Origin of the sequence: Mesorhizobium sp. AA22, from assembly GCF_001672375.2 — a bacterium.
In the GTDB taxonomy this organism is placed as follows: Bacteria; Pseudomonadota; Alphaproteobacteria; order Rhizobiales; family Rhizobiaceae; genus Mesorhizobium; species Mesorhizobium wenxiniae.
In genome coordinates this window covers 2,240,222-2,263,945 of sequence record NZ_CP048406.1, presented here as the reverse complement: position 1 = coordinate 2,263,945, position 23,724 = coordinate 2,240,222, and the positions used below count along the sequence as shown (strand labels likewise).

The 23,724-nt window shown below is 61.5% G+C and carries 30 protein-coding genes and 2 pseudogenes; 21 read left to right on the top strand and 11 right to left on the bottom strand.

From position 1 onward, the window contains the following. The first annotated feature begins 281 nt into the window (after nucleotides 1–281). From A9K68_RS11150 to A9K68_RS31290, 3 genes are all read left to right on the top strand, one after another. Complete coding sequence (locus A9K68_RS11150; protein ID WP_246811346.1) at nucleotides 282–503, top strand: hypothetical protein; 222 nt, start codon at nucleotides 282–284, stop codon at nucleotides 501–503. After that, the gene (locus tag A9K68_RS11145) at nucleotides 500–748 is read left to right on the top strand and encodes a hypothetical protein (RefSeq protein WP_065011972.1); all 249 of its coding nucleotides are present in this window, start codon (nucleotides 500–502) and stop codon (nucleotides 746–748) included. The genes A9K68_RS11150 and A9K68_RS11145 overlap by 4 nt, the downstream gene beginning before the upstream one ends. Nucleotides 749–892: 144 nt before the next feature. Then, nucleotides 893–1,030 (top strand): hypothetical protein, encoded by a 138-nt coding sequence (locus A9K68_RS31290; protein WP_203546896.1) that lies wholly within the window; start codon nucleotides 893–895, stop codon nucleotides 1,028–1,030. Between the two features lie 231 nt (nucleotides 1,031–1,261). Here A9K68_RS31290 and A9K68_RS11140 read toward each other — a convergent pair whose 3' ends face one another. Next, entirely contained in the window at nucleotides 1,262–1,663 is a 402-nt protein-coding gene (locus A9K68_RS11140) for a Kazal-type serine protease inhibitor domain-containing protein (protein ID WP_065011970.1), read from the bottom strand. A gap of 451 nt (nucleotides 1,664–2,114) precedes the next feature. Between A9K68_RS11140 and A9K68_RS11135 the strand changes: the two genes are divergently transcribed. From A9K68_RS11135 to A9K68_RS11125, 3 genes are all read left to right on the top strand, one after another. After that, on the top strand, nucleotides 2,115–2,327 hold the full coding sequence (locus A9K68_RS11135) for a cold-shock protein (protein ID WP_023799871.1): 213 nt from the start codon (nucleotides 2,115–2,117) through the stop codon (nucleotides 2,325–2,327). Between the two features lie 254 nt (nucleotides 2,328–2,581). Continuing rightward, entirely contained in the window at nucleotides 2,582–2,794 is a 213-nt protein-coding gene (locus A9K68_RS11130) for a cold-shock protein (RefSeq protein ID WP_006202521.1), read from the top strand. A 213-nt stretch (nucleotides 2,795–3,007) separates the two neighbouring features. Further along, on the top strand, nucleotides 3,008–3,424 hold the full coding sequence (locus tag A9K68_RS11125; protein ID WP_065011969.1) for a BA14K family protein: 417 nt from the start codon (nucleotides 3,008–3,010) through the stop codon (nucleotides 3,422–3,424). Between the two features lie 117 nt (nucleotides 3,425–3,541). Here the strand turns inward: A9K68_RS11125 and A9K68_RS11120 are convergent, their stop codons facing one another. From A9K68_RS11120 to A9K68_RS11110, 3 genes are all read right to left on the bottom strand, one after another. After that, on the bottom strand, nucleotides 3,542–4,183 hold the full coding sequence (locus A9K68_RS11120) for an MBL fold metallo-hydrolase (protein WP_065011968.1): 642 nt from the start codon (nucleotides 4,181–4,183) through the stop codon (nucleotides 3,542–3,544). A gap of 128 nt (nucleotides 4,184–4,311) precedes the next feature. Next, the gene (locus tag A9K68_RS11115) at nucleotides 4,312–4,635 is read right to left on the bottom strand and encodes a hypothetical protein (protein ID WP_065012051.1); all 324 of its coding nucleotides are present in this window, start codon (nucleotides 4,633–4,635) and stop codon (nucleotides 4,312–4,314) included. A 145-nt stretch (nucleotides 4,636–4,780) separates the two neighbouring features. Next, the gene (locus tag A9K68_RS11110) at nucleotides 4,781–5,674 is read right to left on the bottom strand and encodes a branched-chain amino acid aminotransferase (RefSeq protein ID WP_029349987.1); all 894 of its coding nucleotides are present in this window, start codon (nucleotides 5,672–5,674) and stop codon (nucleotides 4,781–4,783) included. A gap of 243 nt (nucleotides 5,675–5,917) precedes the next feature. On the opposite strand from A9K68_RS11110, the gene A9K68_RS11105 reads away from it, so the two are divergent. The 4 genes from A9K68_RS11105 (at nucleotide 5,918) to A9K68_RS11090 (ending at nucleotide 9,865) form a co-directional block, all read left to right on the top strand. Then, a complete protein-coding gene (locus A9K68_RS11105; protein ID WP_029349986.1) occupies nucleotides 5,918–6,451 on the top strand; it encodes a MarR family transcriptional regulator in 534 nt (177 codons plus the stop codon). Continuing rightward, complete coding sequence (locus A9K68_RS11100) at nucleotides 6,438–7,157, top strand: response regulator transcription factor (RefSeq protein WP_036267167.1); 720 nt, start codon at nucleotides 6,438–6,440, stop codon at nucleotides 7,155–7,157. Before A9K68_RS11105 ends, A9K68_RS11100 begins: the two co-directional genes overlap by 14 nt. A 52-nt stretch (nucleotides 7,158–7,209) precedes the next feature. Continuing rightward, the gene (locus A9K68_RS11095) at nucleotides 7,210–8,622 is read left to right on the top strand and encodes an ATP-binding protein (RefSeq protein WP_065011967.1); all 1,413 of its coding nucleotides are present in this window, start codon (nucleotides 7,210–7,212) and stop codon (nucleotides 8,620–8,622) included. A gap of 220 nt (nucleotides 8,623–8,842) precedes the next feature. Then, complete coding sequence (locus A9K68_RS11090) at nucleotides 8,843–9,865, top strand: glycosyltransferase family 1 protein (RefSeq protein ID WP_065011966.1); 1,023 nt, start codon at nucleotides 8,843–8,845, stop codon at nucleotides 9,863–9,865. 10 nt (nucleotides 9,866–9,875) lie between these two features. Here the strand turns inward: A9K68_RS11090 and A9K68_RS11085 are convergent, their stop codons facing one another. From A9K68_RS11085 to A9K68_RS11075, 3 genes are all read right to left on the bottom strand, one after another. Continuing rightward, on the bottom strand, nucleotides 9,876–10,235 hold the full coding sequence (locus tag A9K68_RS11085; RefSeq protein WP_065011965.1) for a tRNA-binding protein: 360 nt from the start codon (nucleotides 10,233–10,235) through the stop codon (nucleotides 9,876–9,878). A gap of 17 nt (nucleotides 10,236–10,252) precedes the next feature. Beyond that, entirely contained in the window at nucleotides 10,253–10,753 is a 501-nt protein-coding gene (locus A9K68_RS11080; protein ID WP_006202532.1) for a YbjN domain-containing protein, read from the bottom strand. A gap of 420 nt (nucleotides 10,754–11,173) precedes the next feature. Continuing rightward, nucleotides 11,174–11,476, bottom strand: a complete 303-nt coding sequence (locus A9K68_RS11075; protein WP_065012050.1) for an accessory factor UbiK family protein — start codon at nucleotides 11,474–11,476, stop codon at nucleotides 11,174–11,176. A gap of 131 nt (nucleotides 11,477–11,607) precedes the next feature. Between A9K68_RS11075 and lgt the strand changes: the two genes are divergently transcribed. The 6 genes from lgt to A9K68_RS11045 all read left to right on the top strand — a co-directional run bounded on the left by lgt (nucleotide 11,608) and on the right by A9K68_RS11045 (nucleotide 17,407). Further along, complete coding sequence (gene lgt / locus A9K68_RS11070) at nucleotides 11,608–12,462, top strand: prolipoprotein diacylglyceryl transferase (RefSeq protein ID WP_082982750.1); 855 nt, start codon at nucleotides 11,608–11,610, stop codon at nucleotides 12,460–12,462. Further along, nucleotides 12,459–13,547 (top strand): class I SAM-dependent methyltransferase, encoded by a 1,089-nt coding sequence (locus A9K68_RS11065; RefSeq protein WP_065011963.1) that lies wholly within the window; start codon nucleotides 12,459–12,461, stop codon nucleotides 13,545–13,547. Before lgt ends, A9K68_RS11065 begins: the two co-directional genes overlap by 4 nt. Before the next feature lie 149 nt (nucleotides 13,548–13,696). Further along, entirely contained in the window at nucleotides 13,697–14,491 is a 795-nt protein-coding gene (pgeF, locus tag A9K68_RS11060) for a peptidoglycan editing factor PgeF (RefSeq protein ID WP_065012049.1), read from the top strand. Then, nucleotides 14,491–15,642: a Xaa-Pro peptidase family protein gene (locus tag A9K68_RS11055; RefSeq protein WP_065011962.1), complete on the top strand. Its 1,152-nt coding sequence runs from the start codon at nucleotides 14,491–14,493 to the stop codon at nucleotides 15,640–15,642. Before pgeF ends, A9K68_RS11055 begins: the two co-directional genes overlap by 1 nt. Nucleotides 15,643–15,696: 54 nt before the next feature. Next, nucleotides 15,697–16,305 carry a hypothetical protein gene (locus A9K68_RS11050; protein WP_065011961.1) on the top strand — a complete coding sequence of 203 codons (609 nt, stop codon included), beginning with the start codon at nucleotides 15,697–15,699 and terminating at the stop codon, nucleotides 16,303–16,305. A gap of 166 nt (nucleotides 16,306–16,471) precedes the next feature. Next, nucleotides 16,472–17,407: a ribose-phosphate pyrophosphokinase gene (locus A9K68_RS11045; RefSeq protein ID WP_065011960.1), complete on the top strand. Its 936-nt coding sequence runs from the start codon at nucleotides 16,472–16,474 to the stop codon at nucleotides 17,405–17,407. Between the two features lie 132 nt (nucleotides 17,408–17,539). On the opposite strand, the gene A9K68_RS11040 is transcribed toward A9K68_RS11045, so the two are convergent. Further along, a complete protein-coding gene (locus A9K68_RS11040) occupies nucleotides 17,540–18,406 on the bottom strand; it encodes a helix-turn-helix transcriptional regulator (RefSeq protein ID WP_065011959.1) in 867 nt (288 codons plus the stop codon). 130 nt (nucleotides 18,407–18,536) lie between these two features. Between A9K68_RS11040 and A9K68_RS11035 the strand changes: the two genes are divergently transcribed. Continuing rightward, nucleotides 18,537–19,787, top strand: coding sequence for an MFS transporter (locus A9K68_RS11035; protein WP_065012048.1), 1,251 nt, complete (start codon nucleotides 18,537–18,539; stop codon nucleotides 19,785–19,787). Nucleotides 19,788–19,881: 94 nt separating this feature from the next. Here A9K68_RS11035 and A9K68_RS11030 read toward each other — a convergent pair whose 3' ends face one another. Continuing rightward, complete coding sequence (locus A9K68_RS11030; protein WP_065011958.1) at nucleotides 19,882–20,481, bottom strand: TetR/AcrR family transcriptional regulator; 600 nt, start codon at nucleotides 20,479–20,481, stop codon at nucleotides 19,882–19,884. A gap of 195 nt (nucleotides 20,482–20,676) precedes the next feature. Between A9K68_RS11030 and A9K68_RS11025 the strand changes: the two genes are divergently transcribed. Beyond that, entirely contained in the window at nucleotides 20,677–21,075 is a 399-nt protein-coding gene (locus tag A9K68_RS11025) for an anthrone oxygenase family protein (protein ID WP_348640712.1), read from the top strand. A gap of 34 nt (nucleotides 21,076–21,109) precedes the next feature. Here the strand turns inward: A9K68_RS11025 and A9K68_RS31675 are convergent, their stop codons facing one another. Then, nucleotides 21,110–21,457, bottom strand: coding sequence for a rhodanese-like domain-containing protein (locus A9K68_RS31675; RefSeq protein WP_246811408.1), 348 nt, complete (start codon nucleotides 21,455–21,457; stop codon nucleotides 21,110–21,112). Between the two features lie 126 nt (nucleotides 21,458–21,583). Then, nucleotides 21,584–21,787 (bottom strand): annotated as a pseudogene (locus tag A9K68_RS31670) (helix-turn-helix domain-containing protein); the annotation flags it as partial. Nucleotides 21,788–21,897: 110 nt separating this feature from the next. Here A9K68_RS31670 and A9K68_RS11015 point away from each other — a divergent pair. The 3 genes and pseudogenes from A9K68_RS11015 to A9K68_RS11010 all read left to right on the top strand — a co-directional run bounded on the left by A9K68_RS11015 (nucleotide 21,898) and on the right by A9K68_RS11010 (nucleotide 23,688). Then, nucleotides 21,898–22,401 (top strand): DUF2938 domain-containing protein, encoded by a 504-nt coding sequence (locus tag A9K68_RS11015; protein ID WP_065011955.1) that lies wholly within the window; start codon nucleotides 21,898–21,900, stop codon nucleotides 22,399–22,401. 116 nt (nucleotides 22,402–22,517) lie between these two features. Then, nucleotides 22,518–22,764 (top strand): annotated as a pseudogene (locus A9K68_RS31665) (hypothetical protein); the annotation flags it as partial. Nucleotides 22,765–23,061: 297 nt separating this feature from the next. Beyond that, complete coding sequence (locus A9K68_RS11010; RefSeq protein WP_065011954.1) at nucleotides 23,062–23,688, top strand: AraC family transcriptional regulator; 627 nt, start codon at nucleotides 23,062–23,064, stop codon at nucleotides 23,686–23,688. Nucleotides 23,689–23,724: the final 36 nt, after the last annotated feature.

The window sequence follows — 23,724 nt, the reverse complement described above, 5'->3', positions numbered from 1 at the left end:
ATCACGATCCGGCAGGAATCTTCTTGAATAAACCGCAATTTCGGATTAAAGGATTGAGATCGTTTTTTGGGCCAAGCTTGGCAACTCGCGGCGTCAGAGGTTCTCGACCCGCCAAACTCATTCCAGATCGCCGATACCCAAATTGCCGATAAAGGGACACACGACATTTAGTCCCGGTGCCGCAAAGCGGGCACCACCTATCGGATCCAAGCCGAAACGAGACCTCGAGGCACGAGAATGTCTGGCCGAACTACCCATTCCATAGCGCATTCGAGCCACCCTTGATGCTCGGCGGCCTGGAAGGAAAATTGCCGGCCGGCGACTACGACATCGACCACGATGAGGAGCTTATCGACGGCATGTCGTGGCTTGCCTGGCGCCGTGTCGCCACCTTCATCCATCTGCCGGCAAGGACGGTGAAAAGCCAGACCAGCCAATTGGTCGCCATCGACCTCGCCGAACTCGAAACCGCGCTGAGGCGCGACCAGGAGAATGCTGCATGATCCGCTTCCAGCAGAACGCGCGCCCGCGCACCGACACGCCCGCGCATCTTTTCGCGATCGGCCAGACCGTTCGCATGAAGAGCCGCATCGGCCTTGTCCAGAAGACCGCAGAGCTGTTCCAAATCAAGAGCAAGCTGCCGGTCAAGGACGGCTCGCCGCAATACCGCATCCGCAGCGACGAGGAGACCTACGAGCGGGTCACCACGGAAGACAATCTCGAAGTGGCCGACAATCCGAGCGCCTAATGCATGTCGCCCAAAAGTGCGAAGCGGTTTTGGGACAACGACATGCATAAAACAATGCTTAAAGCGCGTCGGCTGAATCCTTTCAACGCAACGCGCTTTAGGCCCACATCAGGCGCCACCACCACCAATCACGAGGACCAACAGATGGCCAAGGGTCAACAGCGCAGCAACCGCGAGACACGCAAGCCCAAGAAGGGCAAGGCGGCAGCAAAGCCGGCATCGCCCTTCGGCTCGGCCGTCAAACAGGCGGAAGCCGGTTTGAAGCCGAAGTCCAAGGGCTAGCGGCGGACGGACGAGCAGCCCGGCATTCATCCAGCCACCGCGCGGATCGGATCAAAGATCACACGACGTCGAAGCCATATGGTCAGGATTGGCTAGGGCCGAGTTCATCGCCCATTGCCATAGAGCGAGGCTGCCGGCGTAGAGGCAGGAGCGGCTTCTACCCTCACCTGCCTGTGTCCGGTTGATAGATGGCTTCCTCCCCGTCCGGAGACGGGGAGGAAGCCAGCCCTCTCAGCAGGGACCGTCGTCGACGATGCGATAGTCGGCGGCGCGAGCCTCGCAGGCGTTGGGGAAGGTGCGCAATTCGCCACGGCGGCGTGCGCAGACGGGGGCATATTCGCGCGTGCAGAATGTCTGCTCTTCGCCACCGCCGCCGCCGTCGCGGCACTGACCGTCGCGGATGATGCGATACCCGGCCCGCTCGGCAAGGCAGGCATTGGCGAAGGTCTGGCGGTCGCCACCGCGCCGGGCGCAGACCGGATCATACTGCCTCGTGCAGAATTGCGGCCCTGGCCTTGGCGGGCGGTACCCCGGTCCTTCCTCCACCACCACCGCTGTGCAGGCTGCAAGAACTGCCGACAGCAACACGATGGCAAAACCCTGCCGCGAGAAGATTGCCGCGAGAAATTTCATAACTATATCTCCCTCGAGCCCCCGCTCCGGGCGCAAACGCGCGCGCTCCGCTCCAAGCCGATCCTCGCCATTCCACCGCCAAATGCAACCCCTGTTTGCAAGCTCCAGCCCGTTGGACCATGCGTGGCCAGGCGCTGGCCGATGACCGGGCGAGCACCCCGTCCTATCGATGCCATGCGTCGGAATGCGCCCATGGGGCGGCCCGCGGACGCTACCTTGCAACGATCACCTTTCCGTGCGATAAATTTCGTGTTCGGGCATTTGCGACCCGGAGAGCGGAACGTTTTGGACGACCTTTCCCCGATACTGTGAATCTCTGACGGCCCCGTTTTTCGGCGGGGGGTTTTGACCATGCGCCAATGCATGACTGCCGAAGCAACCACCGGACTTGCCCACGGCGTCAGGCGGCGGGCAAACCACAAAGACTGACACGGGTGAAGGAGTTTCCCCAATGGCCCAGACCGGCACCGTTAAATTCTTCAACGCTACCAAAGGCTTCGGCTTCATCACGCCAGATGACGGCGCCAAGGACGTGTTCGTCCATATCTCCGCGATCGAGGCCTCGGGCCTGCGCACGCTCGTCGATGGCCAGAAGGTCACGTTCGACGTCGAGCCCGACCGCATGGGCAAGGGACCGAAGGCGGTCAATCTCCGCGCGGACTGAACCGTCGGCGCGCGCACGTCCGCTCGGACGTGCCAGGAATGTGCCCGAGGCCCTCTAAAGGCCTTGAACCGGCTTTCAGGGCCGGACCCGAGTTTCCAAGGCGCGGCGGTTTTCGTCGCGCTTTTTTCGTGGCAGGGCGGCATGCCAATGCTCCCAAAACTTTCTCTTGCCGATAGCGCTAAAATAAAGGACAAATTTCCACTCGGGCATTTGCCGGCCCGAGACTGGACTTTATGGGATCAAAGGAGCTTCCCATGCCGCAGACCGGCACCGTCAAATTCTTCAATCATGCCAAAGGCTTCGGCTTCATAACGCCGGATGATGGCGCGAAGGATGTCTTCGTCCACATTTCGGCCGTGCAGGCGTCGGGTCTTCCCGGTCTTGAGGATGGGCAGAAGGTAACATTCGACACCGAGCCGGACAAGCGCGGCAAGGGTCCGAAAGCGGTCAACCTGTCGATCGGCTGAGCCGAGTTCGAGACAGCGTCGGACGGTCCCGTCGTGCAGGTCCGCTCCTTGTTGAGCGTACGATATTTGTGTCTTGCGCCATGCTTGATCGAATATCGACTGGTCCCATCCCGTCAATTTCGTTCAGCCCCCGTTCAGCCACGGTCGCCTATTAGCTTCGGTAAAGCCGGACCGCATCCCCTAAATTACCGGGCCGGCACGAAGGAGACCGACATGAACCGAATTTTCAAGACCACCATCCTGTCCGCCGCGATTGTTGCGACCACGCTCGCGACCTTGCCAGCGGCCAGCGCTGGTGACTGGCGTCACCGGCACCACCATCGTGGCAATGGCGATGCGGTCGCGGCAGGCGTCCTTGGCCTCGCGGCCGGCGCCCTGATCGTTGGTGCGCTCAACAACCCGCAGCCCAGCTATTACGACCCCGGCTATGACGATTATGGTCGTTATCCACGGCCCGCCCCGGTGCGCCGCTACTACGCTGAACCGCGAGTCGTCTACAATGACGGCTATGCCGAGCCATGGACCCGTGGCTGGTATGAATATTGTTCGGATCGCTATCGCTCTTTCAACGCCCGCACCGGCACGTTCACCGGCTATGACGGCGAACAGCATTTCTGCACCGCGAACTGAGGCTTCCCTGCCCCCAAACAAAAAGCGCTGTCCGCCAGGCCAGCGCTTTTGGTCGTAGGCATGCATAAAGGCAGGAGACCGATGCGCGTCGCGTGAGGCTCCTCAGCCGCAATGCGTTTAAATCAGGAATGGATTGCTCCGGCGCTCCTCGCCGAAGCGGCCGCCGGGACCGTGGCCGCACATGAAGCCGATGTCGTCGCCGAGCGGCAAAAGCTTGTCCTTGATCGAGGCGATCAGCGCGGCGTGGTCGCCGCCCGGCAGGTCTGTGCGCCCGACCGAGCCGCGAAACAACACGTCGCCGACATGGGCGAACTTAGCAGCACGATTGTAGTAGACGACATGGCCGGGCGCGTGGCCGGGGCAATGAAAGACTTCGAACGCGTGCTGGCCGAACGAGACGGTATCGCCTTCGCTGAGAAAGCGGTCGGGCACGCAATTGCGCACCGGATCGGTGATGCCGTAGTGTTTCGCCTGTTTCTCGAGATTGGCAAGCAACGGACGGTCGGCCTCATGCGGGCCGATGATCTCGACGCCGAGCGCCTCCTTCAGCTCCATGGCGCCGCCGGCATGGTCGATATGACCATGCGTGATCCAGATCGCGCCGGCGTTGATCGCATTGTCCTTGAGCACCGCCAGCACCTTCTCGATGTCGCCGCCCGGATCGACGACGACGCCTTGTCTGTCGTCCATGTCAAAGAGGATGGTGCAATTTTGCTGGAAGGCCGTGACCGGCACGACGCCGGCGTTGAGCTGACCCATGATCGTCCTTTCGCTGTGTCGCCCCTGATGTAGATCCACACGCGAACGTCGTCCACCGCATCCGGCTGTCGCCACAACGCAAAGACGAAATGGGCGGCCGAAGCCGCCCATGCAAAAGCCCGAAACTGCTAGGCTGACTTCTTCGTCGCATTCATGACCGCGCCGATGATGGCCGTCAGAATGGCGCCACCACCTGCACCGCCGAGGATGTTCTGCACATTCAGCGCGCTGCCCAATCCGCTCGTTGCCGCTGCGGCTGCAGCCGGATCGATCGTGCCACCGCCGAGCAGGCTGCCGAGGATGGCCGCACCGCCGACGCCGCCAAGGGCGCCGCCCAGGATTTTGGTAAGCTGCCCCACTGCCGCTGTCTTGAGCGCCGCGCCCACCGCCTGGCCACCGATGATACCCATAATCACCTGAACAATGATCGGAAGAAGCGTGTTCATGTCCATATTACCAGTCCCTCCATAGCTGCCAGCCTCCCGGGCCGACAGCATCATGAGACGCCGAATTGGACGAAAGTCAAATGCAGAAGTGCTTAAATAAAAGGGGCGGCCCGAAAACCGTCCCTACTTATAAAAAAAGCTGTGACTTTCGTTATTCTGCTGCGATTGCGTGCTTGGGTTGAACGGCTGCAGAATAGTCGTTCATCAGAGTCTTGGCAATTTCACCCACCTCGAATCGGTATGGACCGATCTCTGAAACGGGCGTCACCTCGGCCGCTGTTCCGGTGAGGAAGCACTGCTGGAAGCCTTCGAGCTCTTCCGGCATAATGGTGCGCTCGATCACCTCGAAGCCGCGATCCTTGGCAAGGCCAATCACCGTACGGCGGGTGATGCCGTCGAGGAAGCAATCGGGGGTGGGCGTGTGGATCTTGCCGTCCTTGACGAAGAAGATATTGGCGCCGGTCGCTTCCGCAACCTGGCCGCGCCAGTCGAGCATCATGGCGTCGGCATAGCCCTTGGCTTCGGCGGCATGCTTGGACATGGTGCAGATCATGTAGAGGCCGGCAGCCTTCGATTTCGACGGCGCGGTGCGCGGATCGGGGCGGCGCCATTCGGCCAGATCGAGACGGATGCCCTTCAGCTTCTGTGCCGGATCGAAATAGCTCGGCCACTGCCAGATGGCGATGGCGCAGTTGATCCGGCTGTTTTGCGCCGAAACGCCCATTTGTTCGCTGCCGCGCCAGGCGATCGGCCGGACATAGGCATCCTGGAAACCCTGCTTCTTCAACAGCGTGCGGCAGGCGTCGTCGATCTCGGCAACCGAATAGGGAATCTTGAAGCCGAGCAGGCGTGCCGATTCGTGCAGGCGCTCGCTGTGGTCGGTCAGCTTGAAAATCTCGCCGCCATAGGCGCGCTCGCCCTCGAACACCGCGCTGGCGTAGTGCAGGCCATGGGTCAGCACGTGGATCTTGGCGTCGGCCCATTTGACGAACTCGCCGTTCATCCAGATGAAGCCGTCCATTTGGTCAAAGGGAACGGATGCCATGGTAACCTCCCGCGGGCGGCCGCCCGCACATTATCGTTGCGCGTTTCTTGTCAGCCGCACCGGGCGGCCGGTATCTCGAAGCGTAGGCGGATATATAAGCTCTGGCAAACACAGGAAGTTCCGGAAAAACGGCCTTCCCTTGCCTTTTCGTTCGCAATCCGCCGAAAAGCTTGTCAAAAATTAGCATTGCCGGGAAGTTACGTCAATAGTACTGACATAATTTCCCTTTCGCACGGAGAAAAGATGACAGATCGCAGCCACCCAGCCGGAAAACCGATCAGGACGGCGATCACCGACGAGGACGGCATCGACTTTGCCATCATCGAACTGTTCTTCTTCGCCTATCGCGATTTTACCTCCGATCCGGACCAGATCCTGTCCGACTATGGCTTCGGCCGGGCCCATCACCGGGTTCTGCATTTCGTCAATCGCAGGCCTGGCCTGACGGTCGCCGAACTCCTCGACGTGCTGAAGATCACCAAGCAGAGCCTGGCGCGCGTGCTCAAGCAGCTGATCGACACCGACCACATCGTCCAGCTGCAGGGCCCGCGCGACCGCCGCCAGCGCGAGCTCTATCCGACAGCCAAGGGCCGCGCTCTGGCACTGGCGCTGGCACGGCCACAGTCACGCCGCATCCATGCTGCATTGGAAGATGCCGGAGCCACCGAACGCACCTTGATCGAGCGCTTCCTGGAAGCAATGGTCAATCCGGAACTAAGAGCGCAGATCGACATTGTGCCCGCAAAAACGTCAGGGAAAAGCCATGGAGACCATTGAAAGGGTTGATCAACCGGCAGCACCGGACGACGACGCGCCGCATCTGCTGGTGATTGATGACGATACCCGTATCCGCAATCTTCTCAAACAATATCTGACCGAAAACGGCTTTCGCGTCACCGTTGCCGGAAATTCCGGCGAAGCGAGGCGCAAGCTCGCCGGCCTCGATTTCGATCTGCTCGTGCTCGATATCATGATGCCGGGCGAAACCGGTGTCGATCTGGCCAAGGCGCTGCGGGCAAGCAAGAACGTGCCGATCCTGATGCTTACCGCGCTCTCCGAGACCGACAGCCGGATTACCGGGCTCGAGGCCGGAGCCGACGACTATCTGCCGAAGCCTTTCGATCCCCGCGAATTGATCCTGCGCATCAACAACATCCTGCGCCGCGGCGGTCCGGCAACGACGCCCAAAGTCGAGCAACTGGTCTTCGGCCCTTACACGTTCCAGATCGCCAGGCGAGAGCTCAAGCGCGGCGGCGAGGCTCTGAAGCTGACCGACCGCGAGCAGGAGATCCTGGCGATCTTCGCGGCTCGGGCCGGCGAAACGATACCGCGTCATGAGCTTGTCGGCGACGAGTCCGAAGTCGGCGAACGCACCATCGACGTCCAGATCAACAGGCTGCGCCGCAAGATCGAACGCGATCCGTCCAATCCGGTCTGGCTGCAGACCGTGCGCGGTATTGGGTATCGGCTCAGCGTGGAATAGACTGACGCCCACAGCCCCTTGTTGAGTGGCTGAAGATGAGCAAAAAGGGCGAATGGCGACCACGCAACTGGAACGGCCGGGAGATCGCGGCTTGAGCGCTCGCGCCACGCGGGCACTCAAGGCGGTGCCGCTCGCCTGGAAACGGTTCTGGCGCCTCGTTTCGCTTTACATGCCGAAGCGGCTCTATGCCCGCTCGCTGATCATCGTCATCGCACCGATGATCCTGCTGCAATCGGTCCTCGCCTTTGTCTTCATGGAACGCCACTGGCAGACCGTGACACAGCGCCTGTCGCAGGCCACGGTCCGCGACATTGCCGCAATCGTCGATCTGGTGGAAACCTATCCGAACGACGCCGACTACGCCAACATCATCCGCATCGCGCAGGATCGCATGCAGCTGAAGATCGACTTGCTTCCGCCCGATCCGCTGCCGGCGCCCGGTCCAAAGCCGTTCTTCTCGATCCTCGACGAAATTCTCTCGTCCGAGATCACCCATCAGATCAACCGTCCGTTCTGGATCGATACGGTCGGCAATTCCAATATCATCGAGGTCCGTGTCCAGCTCGAGGGCAAGGTGCTGCGCGCCTTCGTGCGCCGCAGCCAGGCCTATGCCTCGAACACGCACATTTTCCTGATCTGGATGGTCGGCACCTCGCTGGTGCTGCTGATGATCGCCATCCCTTTCCTGCGCAATCAGATCCGGCCGATCCTGACGCTGGCCGAGGCCGCCGAAAGTTTCGGCAAGGGCCGGCCGATGCCGCTCGATTTCCGACCGCGCGGCGCCGAGGAGGTTCGCCGCGCCGGCTTTGCCTTCATCCAGATGCGCGAGCGTATCGAACGCCAGCTCGAACAGCGCACCGCCATGCTGACCGGCGTCAGTCATGATTTGAGAACCATCCTCACCCGCTTCAAGCTGCAGCTTGCGCTGACCGGGACCAAGGCCGACACCGAGGCGCTCGGCCAGGATATCGATGACATGCAGTCGATGCTGGAAGGCTATCTCGCCTTTGCCCGCGGCGAGGCAACGGAAGACGCCGGCCGTTTCAATCTTGAAGCCTATTTCGACAAGCTCGGCGAGGAGGCTACTCTGCGCAAACGCAAACTGTCGACCGCGCTCGCCGGCGACCCAAATTTGCATGTGCGGCCCCACGCCTTTGCCCGGCTGTTGTCCAATGTCGTCGGCAACGCCTTCCGTTACGCCAAGACGGTGGAGATCAACGCCAACCACGGCCGCGGCTCGCTGCTCGTCACCATCGACGACGACGGTCCGGGCATTCCGCCCGAAAAGCGCGAGGACGTGTTCAAGCCTTTCGTGCGGCTTGACGAGGCCCGCAATCTCGATGCCAGCGGTACCGGTCTTGGCCTTGCCATCGCACGCGACATTGCCCGTAGCCATGGCGGCGACATCATGCTGGACAAGAGCCCGCTCGGCGGCCTGCGCGCCGTCATCAAGGTTCCGGCCTGATTAGAGCGACGTGCGTCCAATTGGACGCACAAAGTACGCTCTGACACTTTTGAACCTACGCATCGTGCTTTCCTGCGGTTGTAGACGGCCATCGGCTATGCCTTCATCGGGGCGTCATGAAACCATGGTGAAGAGCGCGCATGAAGCGCGCGATCCTGATTGATTCGGCCTTGCGGCCTCGCATCAAGGAAACCGACGACCTTTCAAGCAAAGGGCTGCTATGCGCATCCTGATGGTCACCGACGCCTGGCGCCCGCAAGTCAACGGCGTCGTCCACACGCTGGAACGGCTTTCGGAAACCCTCAAATCCTTCGACGTTGAGACGGACTTCCTGACCCCGAACATATTTCGCACCTTGCCCCTGCCGACCTACCCGGATATCCGGCTGGCGCTGACGAGGCCAGGCCACGTCGCGCGCCTGATCGAAGCGCGCAACGCTGATCATATCCATATCGTCACCGAAGGCCCGCTCGGCATCATGGCGCGGCGCTATTGCCGCAAGGCGGGCCGGCCGTTCACGACAAGCTATCACACGCGCTTTCCGGAATATCTGAGCGCGCGGCTGCCAATACCGGAAGCCTGGACCTATCGCTGGCTTCGCGATTTTCACAATTCCGGACAAGGCACACTGGTCGCCACACAATCGCTGGCGGACGATCTGGCGGCGCGCGGCTTCACCAAGCTCAGGCCATGGACGCGCGGCGTCGACACCGACCATTTCCGCCCGGACAAGCAGAAGGATCTGGGGCTCAAGCGACCGATCTTCCTCTGTGTCGGCCGCGTTGCGATCGAAAAGAACCTGGCCGCCTTCCTCGACCTGGATTTGCCCGGCAGCAAGGTAATCGTCGGCGAGGGACCGGAGTTGGCCAGGCTCAAGGCCAGATACCCCGATGCCCATTTCCTTGGCCACCGCCCGAACGACGAACTGGCCGAAATCTACGCCTCGGCCGATGTCTTCGTCTTTCCCAGCCGCACCGACACGTTCGGCAATGTCATCATCGAGGCGCTGGCCAGCGGCACGCCGGTCGCAGCCTATCCGGTGACCGGACCGATCGACATTGTCGGCGACGGCGTTGGCGGAGCGGTGTCGAACGATTTGCGTGAAGCCGCGCTCGCCGCGCTCCACGTCGACCGCGCCGAGGCGCGCCAACGGGCAATGCGCTATAGTTGGAAGGCCTGCGCGGAAATGTTCCTGGAGACGGTTGAAGAGGCGCTGGGCACCACGCGAAAACTAGCCGCCTGAGAAGGCCTTGCTAGAACAGTCGGCCACCGTCAGGCACCCTGCGTTCGATTGCGCCGAGGACGACAGCACCCTCCTCGTCGGGAAAGCCAAGCGTCAGCACTTCCGATATGAAGGGTCCGATCTGCCGCGGCGGAAAATTGACCACCGCGAACACCTGCCGGCCGATCAGCGTCTCGGGCGCATAATATTTGGTGATCTGCGCCGACGATTTCTTCACCCCGATCGCCGGGCCGAAATCGATCTTCAGCTTGATCGCCGGCTTGCGCGCCTCGGGGAACGGCTCGGCCTCGACGATCGTGCCGGCGCGGATATCGACCCGGTCGAAATCGGCGAAGCTGACCTCGGGCTTGCGCTGGCTGCTCGAACTCATTGAGGGTCAGGTCTGGCTCAGGCGTTTCCGTAGGTCTCGAACAGGACGCCGGCCAGCGCATCCTTGGCCGAGGTTCCCGACCAGACGACGAACTGGAACGCCTGGAAATAGCATTCGCAGGCTTCCAGCGCCGACGACAACAGCACCTCGACCTGCTGGCTCGACGGCTCGACCCCGCCGGCGAGCAGCAGTGACTGGCGGAACATGATCGCGCCTTCCTGTTCCCAGAGGTCGAAATGGCCGAACAGCATCTGCTCGTTGATCAGCGAAAGCAGCCGCATCACTTCGAGCGCGCGCGCCTCCGGCACCTTGATGTCGAAAGCGCAAGCCAGATGCAGCGCCTCGAAATCCTCCATCCAGGAGAATGAGACGTGGTAGTCGGTCCAGCTTCCGGCAACCGAAATCGAAATCTCGTCATCGCCGGCCCGTTCGAAGGACCAGTCGTTGTTGTGGGCCACCTGCTCGATAACATCCACGGGATGGATTTCACGCGAGAATTCGAGTTCGAGAAGTTCCATGAATGCTTCCTGTCGTTCCTTCGCATCGGCCCGAAAATCGGTTCGATTTTCGGAAAGCACGACGCGAACGTTCAAAGTTCTAGAGCGTACTTTGTGCGTCCAAGTGGACGCACGTCGCTCTAGTGAGCGCCACACGCTCCGCGGGGGGCACACACAACGAACAATCTTGTCTAGGACTCGGACGGCCGGGACTTCGTCAACGCAAAGACCCCAGACCGGACCCCACCGCCCGGCGCATGACCCTGCTCCGAATCATGCAACAAATTCAGTCTATTGATCGGGAGTCGCGTGACCAGCCCAATTTTTCGCACTGCGTCATTCGCATGTGGAAAGCCGCTGTCACAAAGATTCACGCAATGCCGGTAAGCGATTCACGACAAAGCGCTTTTTGCGATTGTGCTTTGTGGAAAAGTTTAACGATTATTTTTTTGATCTGGGCTTTGCCGCAGCCGCAGGTGCGGCCTGTCCGGTCAATTCGGCGAGCTTCGCCTCGAGCGCCTCGATGCGCGCAGCGAGACGGGTGTTTTCCTCCCTGGCCTTCGCCGCCATATCGCGGGCGGCCTCGAATTCTTCGCGCTGCACCAAATCCATTGAGTTGAGAACGCGCTCAGCCTGCCCCTTGAAGGCGGTTTCCACTTCGCGGCGCACGCCTTGCGCGGCACCCGCAGCGTCGGTCATCAGCTTGGCGAATTCATCGAGAATGCGATTCGGTCCGGTCGACATGGCAAATCCTCGCTTGCTCGATTTGACGTAGTGGCGCGCGACGCGGAATGCAAGCATCCACGTCGCCTTGACCCCGCCAAAACCCTGCCGCATGGTCCGCGCCCGAACATGATCGCAACCGGGAGATCCTGTTGAGCGAATATTTTATGCTGCCGTTGGCCGCCCTGCCCTTTCCCAATATCGACCCGGTCATCGTCAAGATCGGGCCGCTGGCGGTGCATTGGTATGGCGTCGGCTATATCGTCGGCATTCTCTTTGCCTGGTCGTATGCCAAGCGGCTCGTCACCAATGCAAGGCTCTGGCCCAGCGGCACCGTGCCCATGAAGCCCGAGGAGCTCGACGACTTCATCATGTGGGCGGCCATCGGCGTGGTGCTTGGCGGGCGTGTCGGCTACGTGCTGTTCTACGACCTGCCACGTTACATCGCCCATCCGCTCGATATCCTTGCCGTCTGGCAGGGCGGTATGTCGTTCCACGGCGGGCTGCTCGGCGTCATTCTCGCCATGACGCTGTTTTCCTGGTCGCGCGGTATCCGCACATGGTCGCTGTTCGACGTGGTGGCGGCCGGCGTGCCGGTCGGCCTTGGCCTCGTCCGCATGGCGAATTTCATCAACTCCGAACTCTGGGGCAGGCCGACCGACGTGCCATGGGCGGTCGAATTCCCCAATGGCGGGCCATTCGCGCGCCATCCGAGCCAGGTCTACGAGGCGCTGCTCGAAGGCCTGGTGCTGTTTCTGGTCCTGCGCTTCCTCACCCATTCCAGGCTCAAGCTGAAGACACCGCGCTTCGTCGGCGGCGCCTTCATCGCCGGCTACGGTCTCTCGCGCATCTTCGTCGAATTCTTCCGCGAGCCCGATCAGCAGCTCGGCTACCTCCTCGGCACCGGCTGGCTGACGATGGGCATGGTGCTGTCGCTGCCGATGCTGCTGGCCGGCATCTGGGCGATGGCGACGGCAAAGCCGGTTACACAGCCACGGCCGGTATGACCCGACTGAAAGCCCGCATCGTCGAGTTGATCGGTGCGGCGGGGCCGATCCCCGTCAACCAGTATATGGCACTTTGCCTGTTCGATCCGCGGGACGGCTACTATACGACGCGCGAGCCGTTCGGAGCTGCCGGCGACTTCGTCACCGCGCCGGAAATCAGCCAGATGTTCGGCGAGCTGGTCGCTGTCTGGCTCTACGAAGCCTGGCTGGCGAACGGCCGGCCGATGCCGGTCACCATCGCCGAGATCGGCCCCGGCCGCGGCACATTGATGAAGGACATGCTGCGCACGCTTTCACGGCTCGATCCGGCGCTGACCGCCGGCGCATCGTTCGCCATGATCGAAACCAGCCCGAGGCTTGCAGATGTCCAGAAGCAAACGCTTGCCGCCACGCCTACCGCGATCGGCTGGCACGAAAGCATCGAGATGCTGCCGCAGACCCCGCTTTTCATCGTCGGCAATGAATTGTTCGATGCGGTGCCGATCCGCCAGTTCGTCCGTGCCGGAACAGGCTGGCGCGAACGGATGATCGGCCTCGATGACGCTGACGAATTGCACTTCTTCGCCGGCGCCGGCTCGGTCGATCCGACGCTGTTGCCGGACGATGCCGAAAACGCGCCACAGGGCGCCATCGTCGAGGTCGCGCCGGCCCGAGCCGCGCTGATGGCGACCATCGCTGAGCGATTGGCCCGGCTCGGTGGCGCCGGCCTGTTCCTCGACTATGGCTACCTCCGACCAGGGGTCGGCGACACGTTGCAGGCCGTGCGCAAGCACGATCACGAAGATGTGCTGGCCAATCCGGGCGAAGCCGATCTCACCGCCCATGTCGATTTCGCCGCCCTTGCCGCGATTGTGCGGGCGCATGGCCTCGATGCCCATCTCTCCACGCAAGGCGAATTCCTGGTGGAAATGGGTCTTCTCGAACGCGCCGGCCAGCTCGGCGCCAATGCCAATGAGGCTGCTCGCGAAAAGATTGCAGGCGAGGTCGAACGCCTCGCCGGTCCGCAAGCCATGGGCAACCTGTTCAAGGTGCTTGCAGTTCTGCCTGCCGGCATCGCCGTTCCGCCCTTTCCAACGGCGGATTGACTTTTCGCTGCCGCCTCTCCCACTCTCCCAATTTCCGACTGTCGCCCGTTTTGGACGTCGCCGATCTTTGGACTGTAGCCCATCTTGGAATGTCGCCGATTTTTGGACTGTCGCTTGACGAAATCGCCCACACGGACAACAACGCCGCCATGCTGAATCAGACCAAACCGGAACCCGTTCGGTCGCCCTTGCTGGAAAAGGCGCGGGCGCAAGGCATTCGCCACGGCTATTTCACCCGCGTCGGCGGCGTCTCCAGCGGCATCTATCGGGGCCTCAACATCGGCACCGGCTCCAGCGATGACCAAACGCGGGTAGCCGAGAACCGCCGCCGCGTCGCCGACTGGATGGGCGTGCCGGCGAGCCATCTCTTGACCGCCCATCAAATCCATTCGCCCGACGTCGTCATCGTCAGGGAGCCTTTTCCCGGCGTGCGGCCGAAGGCCGACGCCGTCGTCACCGACCGGCCAGGCATCGCAGTCGGCGCCTCGACCGCCGATTGCGGACCGGTGCTGTTCGCCGATGCCGAGGCGTGTATCGTCGGCGCAGCCCATGCCGGCTGGAAGGGCGCCTTGTCGGGCGTGCTGGAAAACACCATTGCCGCGATGGAGGGCCTCGGCGCCCGGCGCGAGCGCATCGTTGCGGTTCTCGGTCCGTCCATCGGCCCCCAAAACTACGAGGTAGGACCCGAATTCGTCGCCCGCTTCGTCGAGGCCGATGCCGGCAACATCCACTATTTCGCGCCTTCCGCGAAAACAGGGCACGCGATGTTCGACCTCAACCTCTATACGGTCGATCGGCTGACCCGGGCCGGTGTGATCGCCGATGGGCTCGGCCGCTGCACCTATGCCGAGGAGGATCTGTTCTATTCCTACCGGCGCAGCACGCATCGCAAGGAGCCGGACTATGGGCGGCAGATTTCGGCAATCGTTTTGGAGACAGAATAATGGCGCTGCATTTCGAACGGTCGGAATTTGACGCGCGGCGCGATCGGCTGATGATCGAGATCGCCGAGAAGAAGCTCGATGCCGTCCTGCTGTTTGCGCAGGAGAGCATGTACTGGCTGACCGGCTACGATACGTTCGGCTTCTGCTTCTTTCAGTGCCTGGTGGTGAAGGCAGACGGTTCGATGATCCTGCTCACGCGCTCGGCCGATCTGCGCCAGGCGCGCCACACCTCGATTATCGACAACATCGTGCTGTGGACCGATCGCGACGGCGCCAATCCGGCGATCGACCTGCGCAATCTGCTCAACGATCTCGACCTGCTCGGCGCCCGCATCGGAGTCGAATACGACACCCACGGCCTGACCGCCTACAATGGCCGACGCCTGGACGAGCAATTGCAGACCTTTGGCCAGATCGCCGACGCGTCCGGCATCGTCAGCCGGCTGCGCCTGTTCAAGAGCCCGGCCGAAATCGCCAAGGTGGAAAAGGCCGCAAATCTCGCCGACGACGCGCTGGATGCGGCCCTGCCGCTGATCAAGCAGGGTGGAGACGAAGCCCTGATCCTTGCTGCCATGCAGGGCGCGATCTTTGCCGGCGGCGGCGATTATCCGGCGAACGAGTTCATCATCGGCTCTGGCGTGGACGCACTGCTTTGCCGTTACAAGGCTGGCCGCCGCAAGCTGAGCAAAAACGACCAGCTGACGCTCGAATGGGCCGGCGTTTTCCACCATTACCATGCGGCGATGATGCGCACGGTGCTGACCGGCAAGGTGTCGAAACGTCACCAAGAATTGTTCGATGCCGCACGCGCCGCACTTCTGGCCGTCGAAAAGGCGATGACGCCCGGAAATACCTTCGGCGACGTGTTCGACGCGCATGCCCGCACGCTCGAAACCCACAACTTGACCAAACACCGGCTCAACGCCTGCGGCTACTCGCTCGGCGCCCGCTTCACCCCATCATGGATGGACATGCCGATGTTCTATCAGGGCAATCCCGAACCCATCGCGCCAAACATGACGCTGTTCGCCCACATGATCATCATGGACTCCGAAACCGAGACGGCAATGACGCTCGGCCGTACGTATCTGACGACCGAATCGCAGCCGAAACCGCTGTCCCGCCATGATCTCGACTTGATTGTGCAATGAATCCATAATGGTAAGAATGCAAGGGGCGTTCATCGCCAGGGAGTTTTGAGGCAAATGAGGCGATCGCATGTGACGACCGTGTCATTGCTCGCGGCGCTGACGCTGGCCGCCTGCACCAACGCGAAGGACGTTCTCGAACCCTCCGCCATCGCCTCGCAGTCGACACAGGCCGTACCAACGACCGGAACCGGCACGGCAGCAACGCCCACCACACCTGCAACGACCGCCCATCCATCCGCAACGGCACAGCCTTCCGCCCCCTCGCAGCCCGCAAAGAGCGCCGCAGTCATCGCACGAACCCGCCTGCAGGTAGCGCCGATCGTCGGCGCCTCGGTGGAAGCCGCGACACCGCTGACCGCGGAGCTCCAGACGCGAGCCAAGCAGCGCGGCATCACCTTGGCCGGTAGCGCCGGCCAGACCCCTACTCACGTGCTGAAGGGCTATTTCTCGACGATGTCGGAAGGCAAGGACACCACCGTCATCTATGTCTGGGACATCTATGACCCGGCAGGCAACCGGCTGCATCGCATCAACGGCCAGCAGAAGGCGCCCTCGGCCAATGGTGGCGAAGGCTGGGCTGCGGTCGCGCCGGAGACCATGCAGGCGATCGCCGACCAGACGATCGACCAGTTTGCCACATGGCTTGGCGGCCAAGCGGGGTGACTGGCGGGCTGACATGTTGCCGGCTTCCCTCGTCGTAGACGTTTATTGAGATTAGCCTGCGGATTCCGCTTACGACGCTTGCAATACCGGCACGGGCCGCTAAAAGCCCCGACTAAGGGGCTCAAGAGAGTCTGCCAGAGTCTCCATCCTTCACCAGGAACGGTGCATGAAGCTTTTCGCGGGCAATTCCAACAGGGTGCTGGCCGAAGCGGTCGCCCGCTATCTCAACATCCCGCTGGGCAAAGCCAGCGTCAGGCGCTTCGCCGATCAGGAAATCTTCGTCGAGATCCAGGAGAATGTGCGCGGCGAGGATGTCTTCATCCTGCAGTCCACCTCGTTCCCGACCAACGATCACCTGATGGAACTGCTCATCATGATCGATGCCTTTATGCGCTCGTCGGCCAAGCGCATCACGGCGGTCATTCCCTATTTCGGCTATGCCAGGCAAGATCGCCGCGCCTCGGGCCGCACGCCGATCTCGGCCAAGCTGGTCGCCAACATGATCACGCGGGCGGGTGTCGATCGCGTCTTGACGCTGGATCTCCACGCCGGCCAGATCCAGGGCTTCTTCGATATCCCGACCGACAACCTGTTCTCGGTGCCGGTCATGGCCCGCGACGTGAAGGCGAAATATAAGCAGCTTGCCAATGTCATGGTTGTGTCGCCGGATGTCGGTGGCGTGGTCCGCGCCCGCGCGCTGGCCAAACGCATCGATGCTCAACTCGCCATCGTCGACAAGCGTCGCGAGCGCCCCGGTGAATCGGAAGTCATGAACGTCATCGGCGACGTGCGCGGCAAGGATTGCCTGCTGATCGACGACATCATCGATTCGGGCGGCACCTTGTGCAATGCGGCCGATGCACTGCTTGCCGGCGGCGCCACCAGCGTCACTGCCTACACCACCCATGGCGTTTTGTCGGGCGGCGCCATCGCGCGCATCGGCGCCTCGAAGCTGCAGGAACTGGTCATTACCGATTCCATCCAGCCGACCCAGGCGGTGCTCGACGCCAGCAACATCCGCGTCATCTCTATCGCCGACCTGATGGGTGAGGCGATCTCGCGCACGGCGACCGAGGAATCGGTATCGAGCCTGTTCGACTGAAATCTGCCAGCGCTACAGCGCCGCGCGTCCAGTGGACGCGCAAAGGACGCTGTGGCATTTTGATTTTGCGCATGGTCCCCAGCGAAATCGGTTCCGATTTCGCTGAAGCGAACCGAAGGTTCGGGTCATGCGTTACCCGTTCGACACCCTGATATTGTCCCTTGACCCTCGCATATAGCCCCGCGGCGATGCCCCCAGCATACGCTTGAACATGGTGATGAAGGCCGGCACGCTGTCATAGCCGAGGTCGAACGCCACCCTTGTGATCGGCTCGCCGTCGGCCAGCCTCGGCAAGGCCGCGAACAGGCAGGCCTGCTGGCGCCATGTCGACAGCGACAATCCGGTCTGGCGATGAAAGGCGCGGGTGAAGGAACGGCGGCTCATGCCGACGATATCGGCCCATTCGTCGATTGTCGCGTGCGGCGAGGGTGCTGCGACGAAGCGCCGGCACAGTGCCGCAAGCTTTGGATCTGAAGGAAAAGGCAGGCCGAGCGGCCGTTCCGGCAGGTTCGGGATTTCATGCAGCAGGAGGCTCATGATCAGCCCGCCGCGCCCTTCCAGCTCGGCGCCCTGCGGCAGCTTTTCCGATTCCACGATCAGGCTGTGCATCAGGTCTGTAATACCGACGACGCGCAGCCCATGCGGCAGCCCCGCAATGGCGTCCGGCATCACATAGACCGAACGCATGCTGACGTCGCCAAGCATCTCCACGGAATGCTCGGTGCCGGCGGGAATCCACATGGCATGATCGGGAGGCACCATCCAGCGGCCATGCCGCGTCGTCACCAGCACGACGCCGACAAGCGCATGCAGCAACTGACTGCGACTGTGACGGTGCTGCGGCACGTGGTAGCCGTCGGGATATTCGGTCGGCAGGGCCACCGCTGGCCCGACGGCCTGCTCCAGCCACTGCCAGCGGCGCTCATGCAACTGCCCGAGGTCGGCAAGCTGGCCGAGATCGGTGTCGCCCACTTTGAAGATTTCATTGCCACGCGGCATTGAGTAATGGCCCAATCGCGAAACTATTGGACCAAACCACGAAAGAAGTCGCCCGGCAAGTGACTTATAAGGCAACCCGGCTATGAGGCCGCCTGCGCGAGCGCCCGCCAAAAAGACCACGGAGCATGCCTTGACCGATACGACAGCCACCACCGCCGCCACGCCTGCGACGGCCAGCCACACTTCGGCGCAAGCGACGGCCTTTAGCGTCATTCTTGCGGTGAGCTTCTGTCATTGTGTCAACGACATCATGCAGTCGCTGCTCTCGGCCATCTATCCGCTGCTGAAAGACAATTACGGTCTCGATTTCTGGCAGATCGGCCTTTTGACGTTCACCTTCCAGGTAACGGCCTCATTGCTGCAGCCGCTGATCGGAATGGTCACCGACAAGCGGCCGATGCCCTATTCGCTGCCCTACGGCATGGCGTCCTCGCTGATCGGCCTGATCGTGCTGGCCTATGCCGGACACTATTGGCTGCTGCTGATCGGCGCGTCGCTGATCGGCATCGGCTCGGCGATCTTCCACCCGGAATCCTCGCGCATCGCCCGCTTCGCCTCGGGCGGCAGGTTCGGCCTGGCGCAATCTCTGTTCCAGGTCGGCGGCAACTTCGGCCAGGCCATCGGGCCGCTGCTGGCTGCCTTCATCGTGGTGCCTTTCGGCCAGACCAGCATAGCGTGGTTTGCCGTCGGATCGCTGATCGGTATCATCGTGCTGTGGCGGGTCGGCGGCTGGTACAGCCGCCTGCGCGCTTCGCTCGCCAACCGCAAGGCGGCAGATTTTGTATCGCCCATCCCGCGCCGCAAGGTGATGGGCGCGTTGGCGGTGCTGACCTTGCTGGTGCTGACCAAGAACGCCTACATCGCCAGCCTCGCCAGCTACTACACCTTCTACGCCATCGATAAATTCGACGTTTCGGTGCAGATGTCGCAGGTCATGCTGTTCCTGTTCCTCGGCGCCTCGGCGCTGGGCATCCTGCTCGGTGGCCCGTTCGGCGACCGCTACGGACAGAAGGCGATGATCTGGTTCTCCATCGTCGGCGTGCTGCCCTTTACGCTGGCTCTGCCCTACGCCAATTTCGAATGGACGATGATACTGACGGTGCTGATCGGCCTGATCCTGTCCTCGGCATTCTCGAACATCGTCGTCTTCGCGCAGGAACTGGTGCCCGGCCGCGTCGGCATGATCGCCGGTATCTTCTTCGGCTTCGCCTTCGGCATGGGCGGCATCGCCGCCGCGGTGCTCGGCGTCGTCGCCGACATGAAAGGCATCGACTTCGTCTTTCAGGTCTGCTCCTACCTGCCGCTGCTCGGGCTGCTGACGGTTTTTTTGCCGAACATGAAGGAAGCGAGGAAGCTCGAGAGGGAGGCCACGATCGGGTGAAGCTGAATTTGGTTTCGGCTCGCCCCTAGAGGGTCGGGAGCGCCGTCTTCCTGCCCACCTCACGCGTGGAACGGGCACAGATCGATTGTTGCCGTCATGTGCTGCAAAGCCTTTTAAATGCGCTGATCGCGGCAGTCACTCTCGAACGGACATCCTTGTCTGAAGGAACCGGCAGAGAGTGAATGACCCGCCGGATCTGCAGATCACCAATCAGCAGGTTCAAGAACCAATCGGCCGCTATGCGCGCAGATGGCGCAACCAGCGCACCGCTCTCCAAGTCGCGCTGGATCAATTTCTCGATCAGCGGAAATACCGAATCGCGACCACCTGCCGCAATCGTCGCACCCAATTCGCCACTTTCGTCAGAAGCAGCAGCGCGGTTCAGGGAAATTGCCCGCTCGCCAAGCAGCATCGACAGGAGGATCGGAGCCACATCTTCAAGGGTTACCAAAGGATCGGCGTCGTCCCTTATTGCCGCATCCAGTGCCGCCTTCGTCGTCCTTGCATTGTTTTCGACCATCGTCTTGAACAAGCCCTTCTTATCGCCATACCAGCGATAGAGGGTTTCGTTTGACGCCTTTGCCTCTTTGGCTATGCCAAGCATGGAAGTCCCGCCGTAGCCTCTCTCCTTGAGAAGCTTGTAGGCTGCCCTCTCGATCTGTGCTCGACGCGCAGCCTTGGTGTCCTCGCGCATTCCAATCTCCAAACTGCCAAGCTCTGAAATTGCTTGACCAGAACCGTACACCTTTGTACGTATATTCGAAAGCGTACACAACGATACGGGTTTCTTGAAGCTGTAATGCCTGGGCTAGTGGTAGGATTATCAGTCACATCGATCGTCTTTTCCGGAGCGATTTTCGGATTTTTCTACGCCTGGGTCTGCTCCACAATGTGGGGGCTCGACCAGACTGATCCGCGCGTGGCAATCGAGGCTATGCAGGCGATGAATGCATCGGTTCGCAACGCCGTGTTCTTTCCCGCATTCTTTCTGACGCCGGTCGTCCTAGGGCTCACGGCTGCCGCGATGCGTTTCAGTGGCCGCAAGTCGCCTGCGTTCTGGTTCGCTGCGGCGGCGCTCGTCTATCTGACATCGGGCCTTTTCCTCACATTGACGGTGCACGTGCCGATGAACGAGGCATTGGCCGCAACCCCCATTCCCAAAGATATCGAGACTGCGAGAGAGATCTGGCAGGGCTATTCAGAACGGTGGCAGTTCTGGAACCAGGCGCGAACCATCGCTTCAGGAATCGCCCTGGCTTGTGCCGGCTTCGGTCTGGTGAGGTTGTGACCGGGAGCGCCTGAGCCCGGATGACGCAACATTGTCAGCCGCTTTCGTAGTTCATGCCGTCGACATCCAGGGCTGACGTCAGCCACTCGGGAAAACCACCTTCGAACCGGCGTGAGGCCCAGCCTCGCGCCCTCAGGATTGCCAGCGCGTCGGCAGAGAGAATGCACTGGACACCACGGCAATAGGCAACGATGACCTTCTCTCGTGGAAGCTCTGCAAGCCGTTCCTCCAGCTCACCGACGGGAATGTTGATCGCACCCGGCAAATGCCCGGCTGCGTATTCTTCCTGCGGCCGAACGTCGAGCAGCACGATTTCGTCGTCCCGCATGCGGCGCACGAGTTCCTCGCGCGAGATGTTCTCCAGCCTGTCCGGCCGGCTCATAGTGTCATTGATAAGTTCGCGGATTTGCTCCCGCCTATGGTTCGCAAGGCTTCGCAGGGCGGCGAGCACGTTTTCGATCGGGCCATCGGCCAAACGATAGAGCACGCGTTTCCCGTCTCGCCGGGTCTGCACCAAGCCGGCCCGCTTGAGGTGTTGAAGATGCTGCGACGTGTTGGCCAACGCGATCCCGGAAAGTTGCGTCAGCTGCTCCACGGCGAGTTCGCCGTCGGCAATGTGGCGGAGAAGAACCAGCCGATGTGGATGTCCCAGCGTGCGGGCGAGATCCGCTATTTCGTCGAAGATCGGATGATGGAGACCTGCGTTTTTCATATCGCAGGCCTACCATGAATCTATCAATCAATCAATACATTGAACGAAATGCTTATATCGGCTAGTGTCTGACGCCCAAGAAGCAGCATCGACAGGACAGGAGCCTAGAAATGAGCGACCAGTTGGAGTTGGTTGTCCGCGCAGCCGCGATCGGAGCGGGCGCGACGGCGGTGATGGATCTTTGGGGGCTATTTCTGAAGCGCGCGTTCGCGATTCCGCCGCTTGATTATGCCTGGGTCGGCCGCTGGATCGGGCACTTTCCGCGAGGCCGTTTCGCGCATGCAAATATCGCGCAGGCTCCCCGAATTCCAGGCGAAACGCCGATTGGATGGGTAGCGCATTACGCGATCGGCATCGTCTTTGCTGCATTGCTGATGGGAGTATGGGGCATCGACTGGGCACGATATCCGACATTGCTTCCCGCACTTCTTGTCGGCATGTCCACGGTTGTCGCCCCGTTCTTCATCATGCAGCCAGCCTTTGGAGCCGGAATTGCAGCCTCGAAAACTCCCAACCCGCACACTGCGCGTCTGCGCGGCCTCATGACTCATCTATCCTTCGGGGTCGGACTGTATGTCGCCGGATTGCTTTCGGCACTCCTGTTTCCGGTCTGACACTGATCGGTTGCGGTCGGCTTTCAAGCGCGATCCAAACGTTTGAAAATGGGGCGCAAACCCGAAATTCGAAGCGAAACACTGCCCATGCCTGCAACGGCTGCACCTCGGGCCGACTGGTGCCCGGCCGGGTCGGCATGATCGCCTGTATATTCTTTGGCTCCGCCTTCGGCATGGGAAGCATCGCCGCCGCCGGGCTTGGGTCGTCGCCGACATGAAAGGCGTCGACTTCGTCTTCAGGTCTGCTCCAACCTGCCGCTGCTCGGCCTTTTGACGGTGTTTTGCCGAACTCGTCGCCTTCGTGAACGTGATCGAACCGCACGGTTGATTTCGCCGCGGTCCCTTTCCATCTTGGGATTCTAAAAGGCCCGAGAGATTCGTATGACGGAGTTAGTGACCGGCGCGACCTGGACTGTCTCACCGATGCCTCAGAGCCAGGCCACCTGCGGCTGGCAAGGGGGCTGGTTTGAGACAGCTGCGCGTCGCTATACCCGTGCGGTGGAAGGCAACATTCGCTCCGATTGTCACTTGATCATGGCAACTACAAAGGGTGGAGCGATCCGGCATGAGTTCAGGACTGACAGCGGTCTGCGGTATTCCGGCCGAGACCGAGTGGGAACCGTGTCCTTCCTGCCTGCGGGTTGCGAACGGCGACTCTCCTTGGAGCACGTCGCATGGGAGTGGGGCGCGATCGCCGTGCATCCGGGATCCGTCGCCGCAGACATCATGTCGATAGCTCCATTCATCGAGCTTTCAGAACCATTTTTGTACGGTCTGATAGCGCAAATGAAAAATCTCCTGTCCGTCGATGGCGCGCTCGACGCCACTTATTGCAGCGTCATGACGATAGCGCTTGCCGAATATCTGCTGCGTCGATCCGGTCGCCCCGTTCGCGCCAAGGGAATCCGGCAACTCTCGGCCAGGCAGCTGCGTATGACGATGGAACGCATCGATCATTTGCTGCCGCAGCCGGTCCAGATCGCCGATCTGGCCACGCCGCTTGGTATTTCAGAAGGCCATTTCTACAGGGCTTTTCGGGGCGCCGCGGGCCGCACGCCCGTTCAAGCTATCTCTGAACGGCGCGTCGAGCGCGCGGCTTCATTGCTGGCTCAGACGGATTGTTCCGTTAACCGTATAGCTCTCGAAGTGGGCTTGGCGAGCCCAAGCCACCTTGCAAGGCTATTCCGTACCATACTCGGCACGACGCCGTCGGAATATCGACGTGAGTTTCGAGCGGTCGCCGTCCCGGCAAGAAACGATCAGGATGAAGCGATCCGGTCAGGATGAGGCGCGCATTTGCTCCGTGTTTTGGCTAGCTTGCCC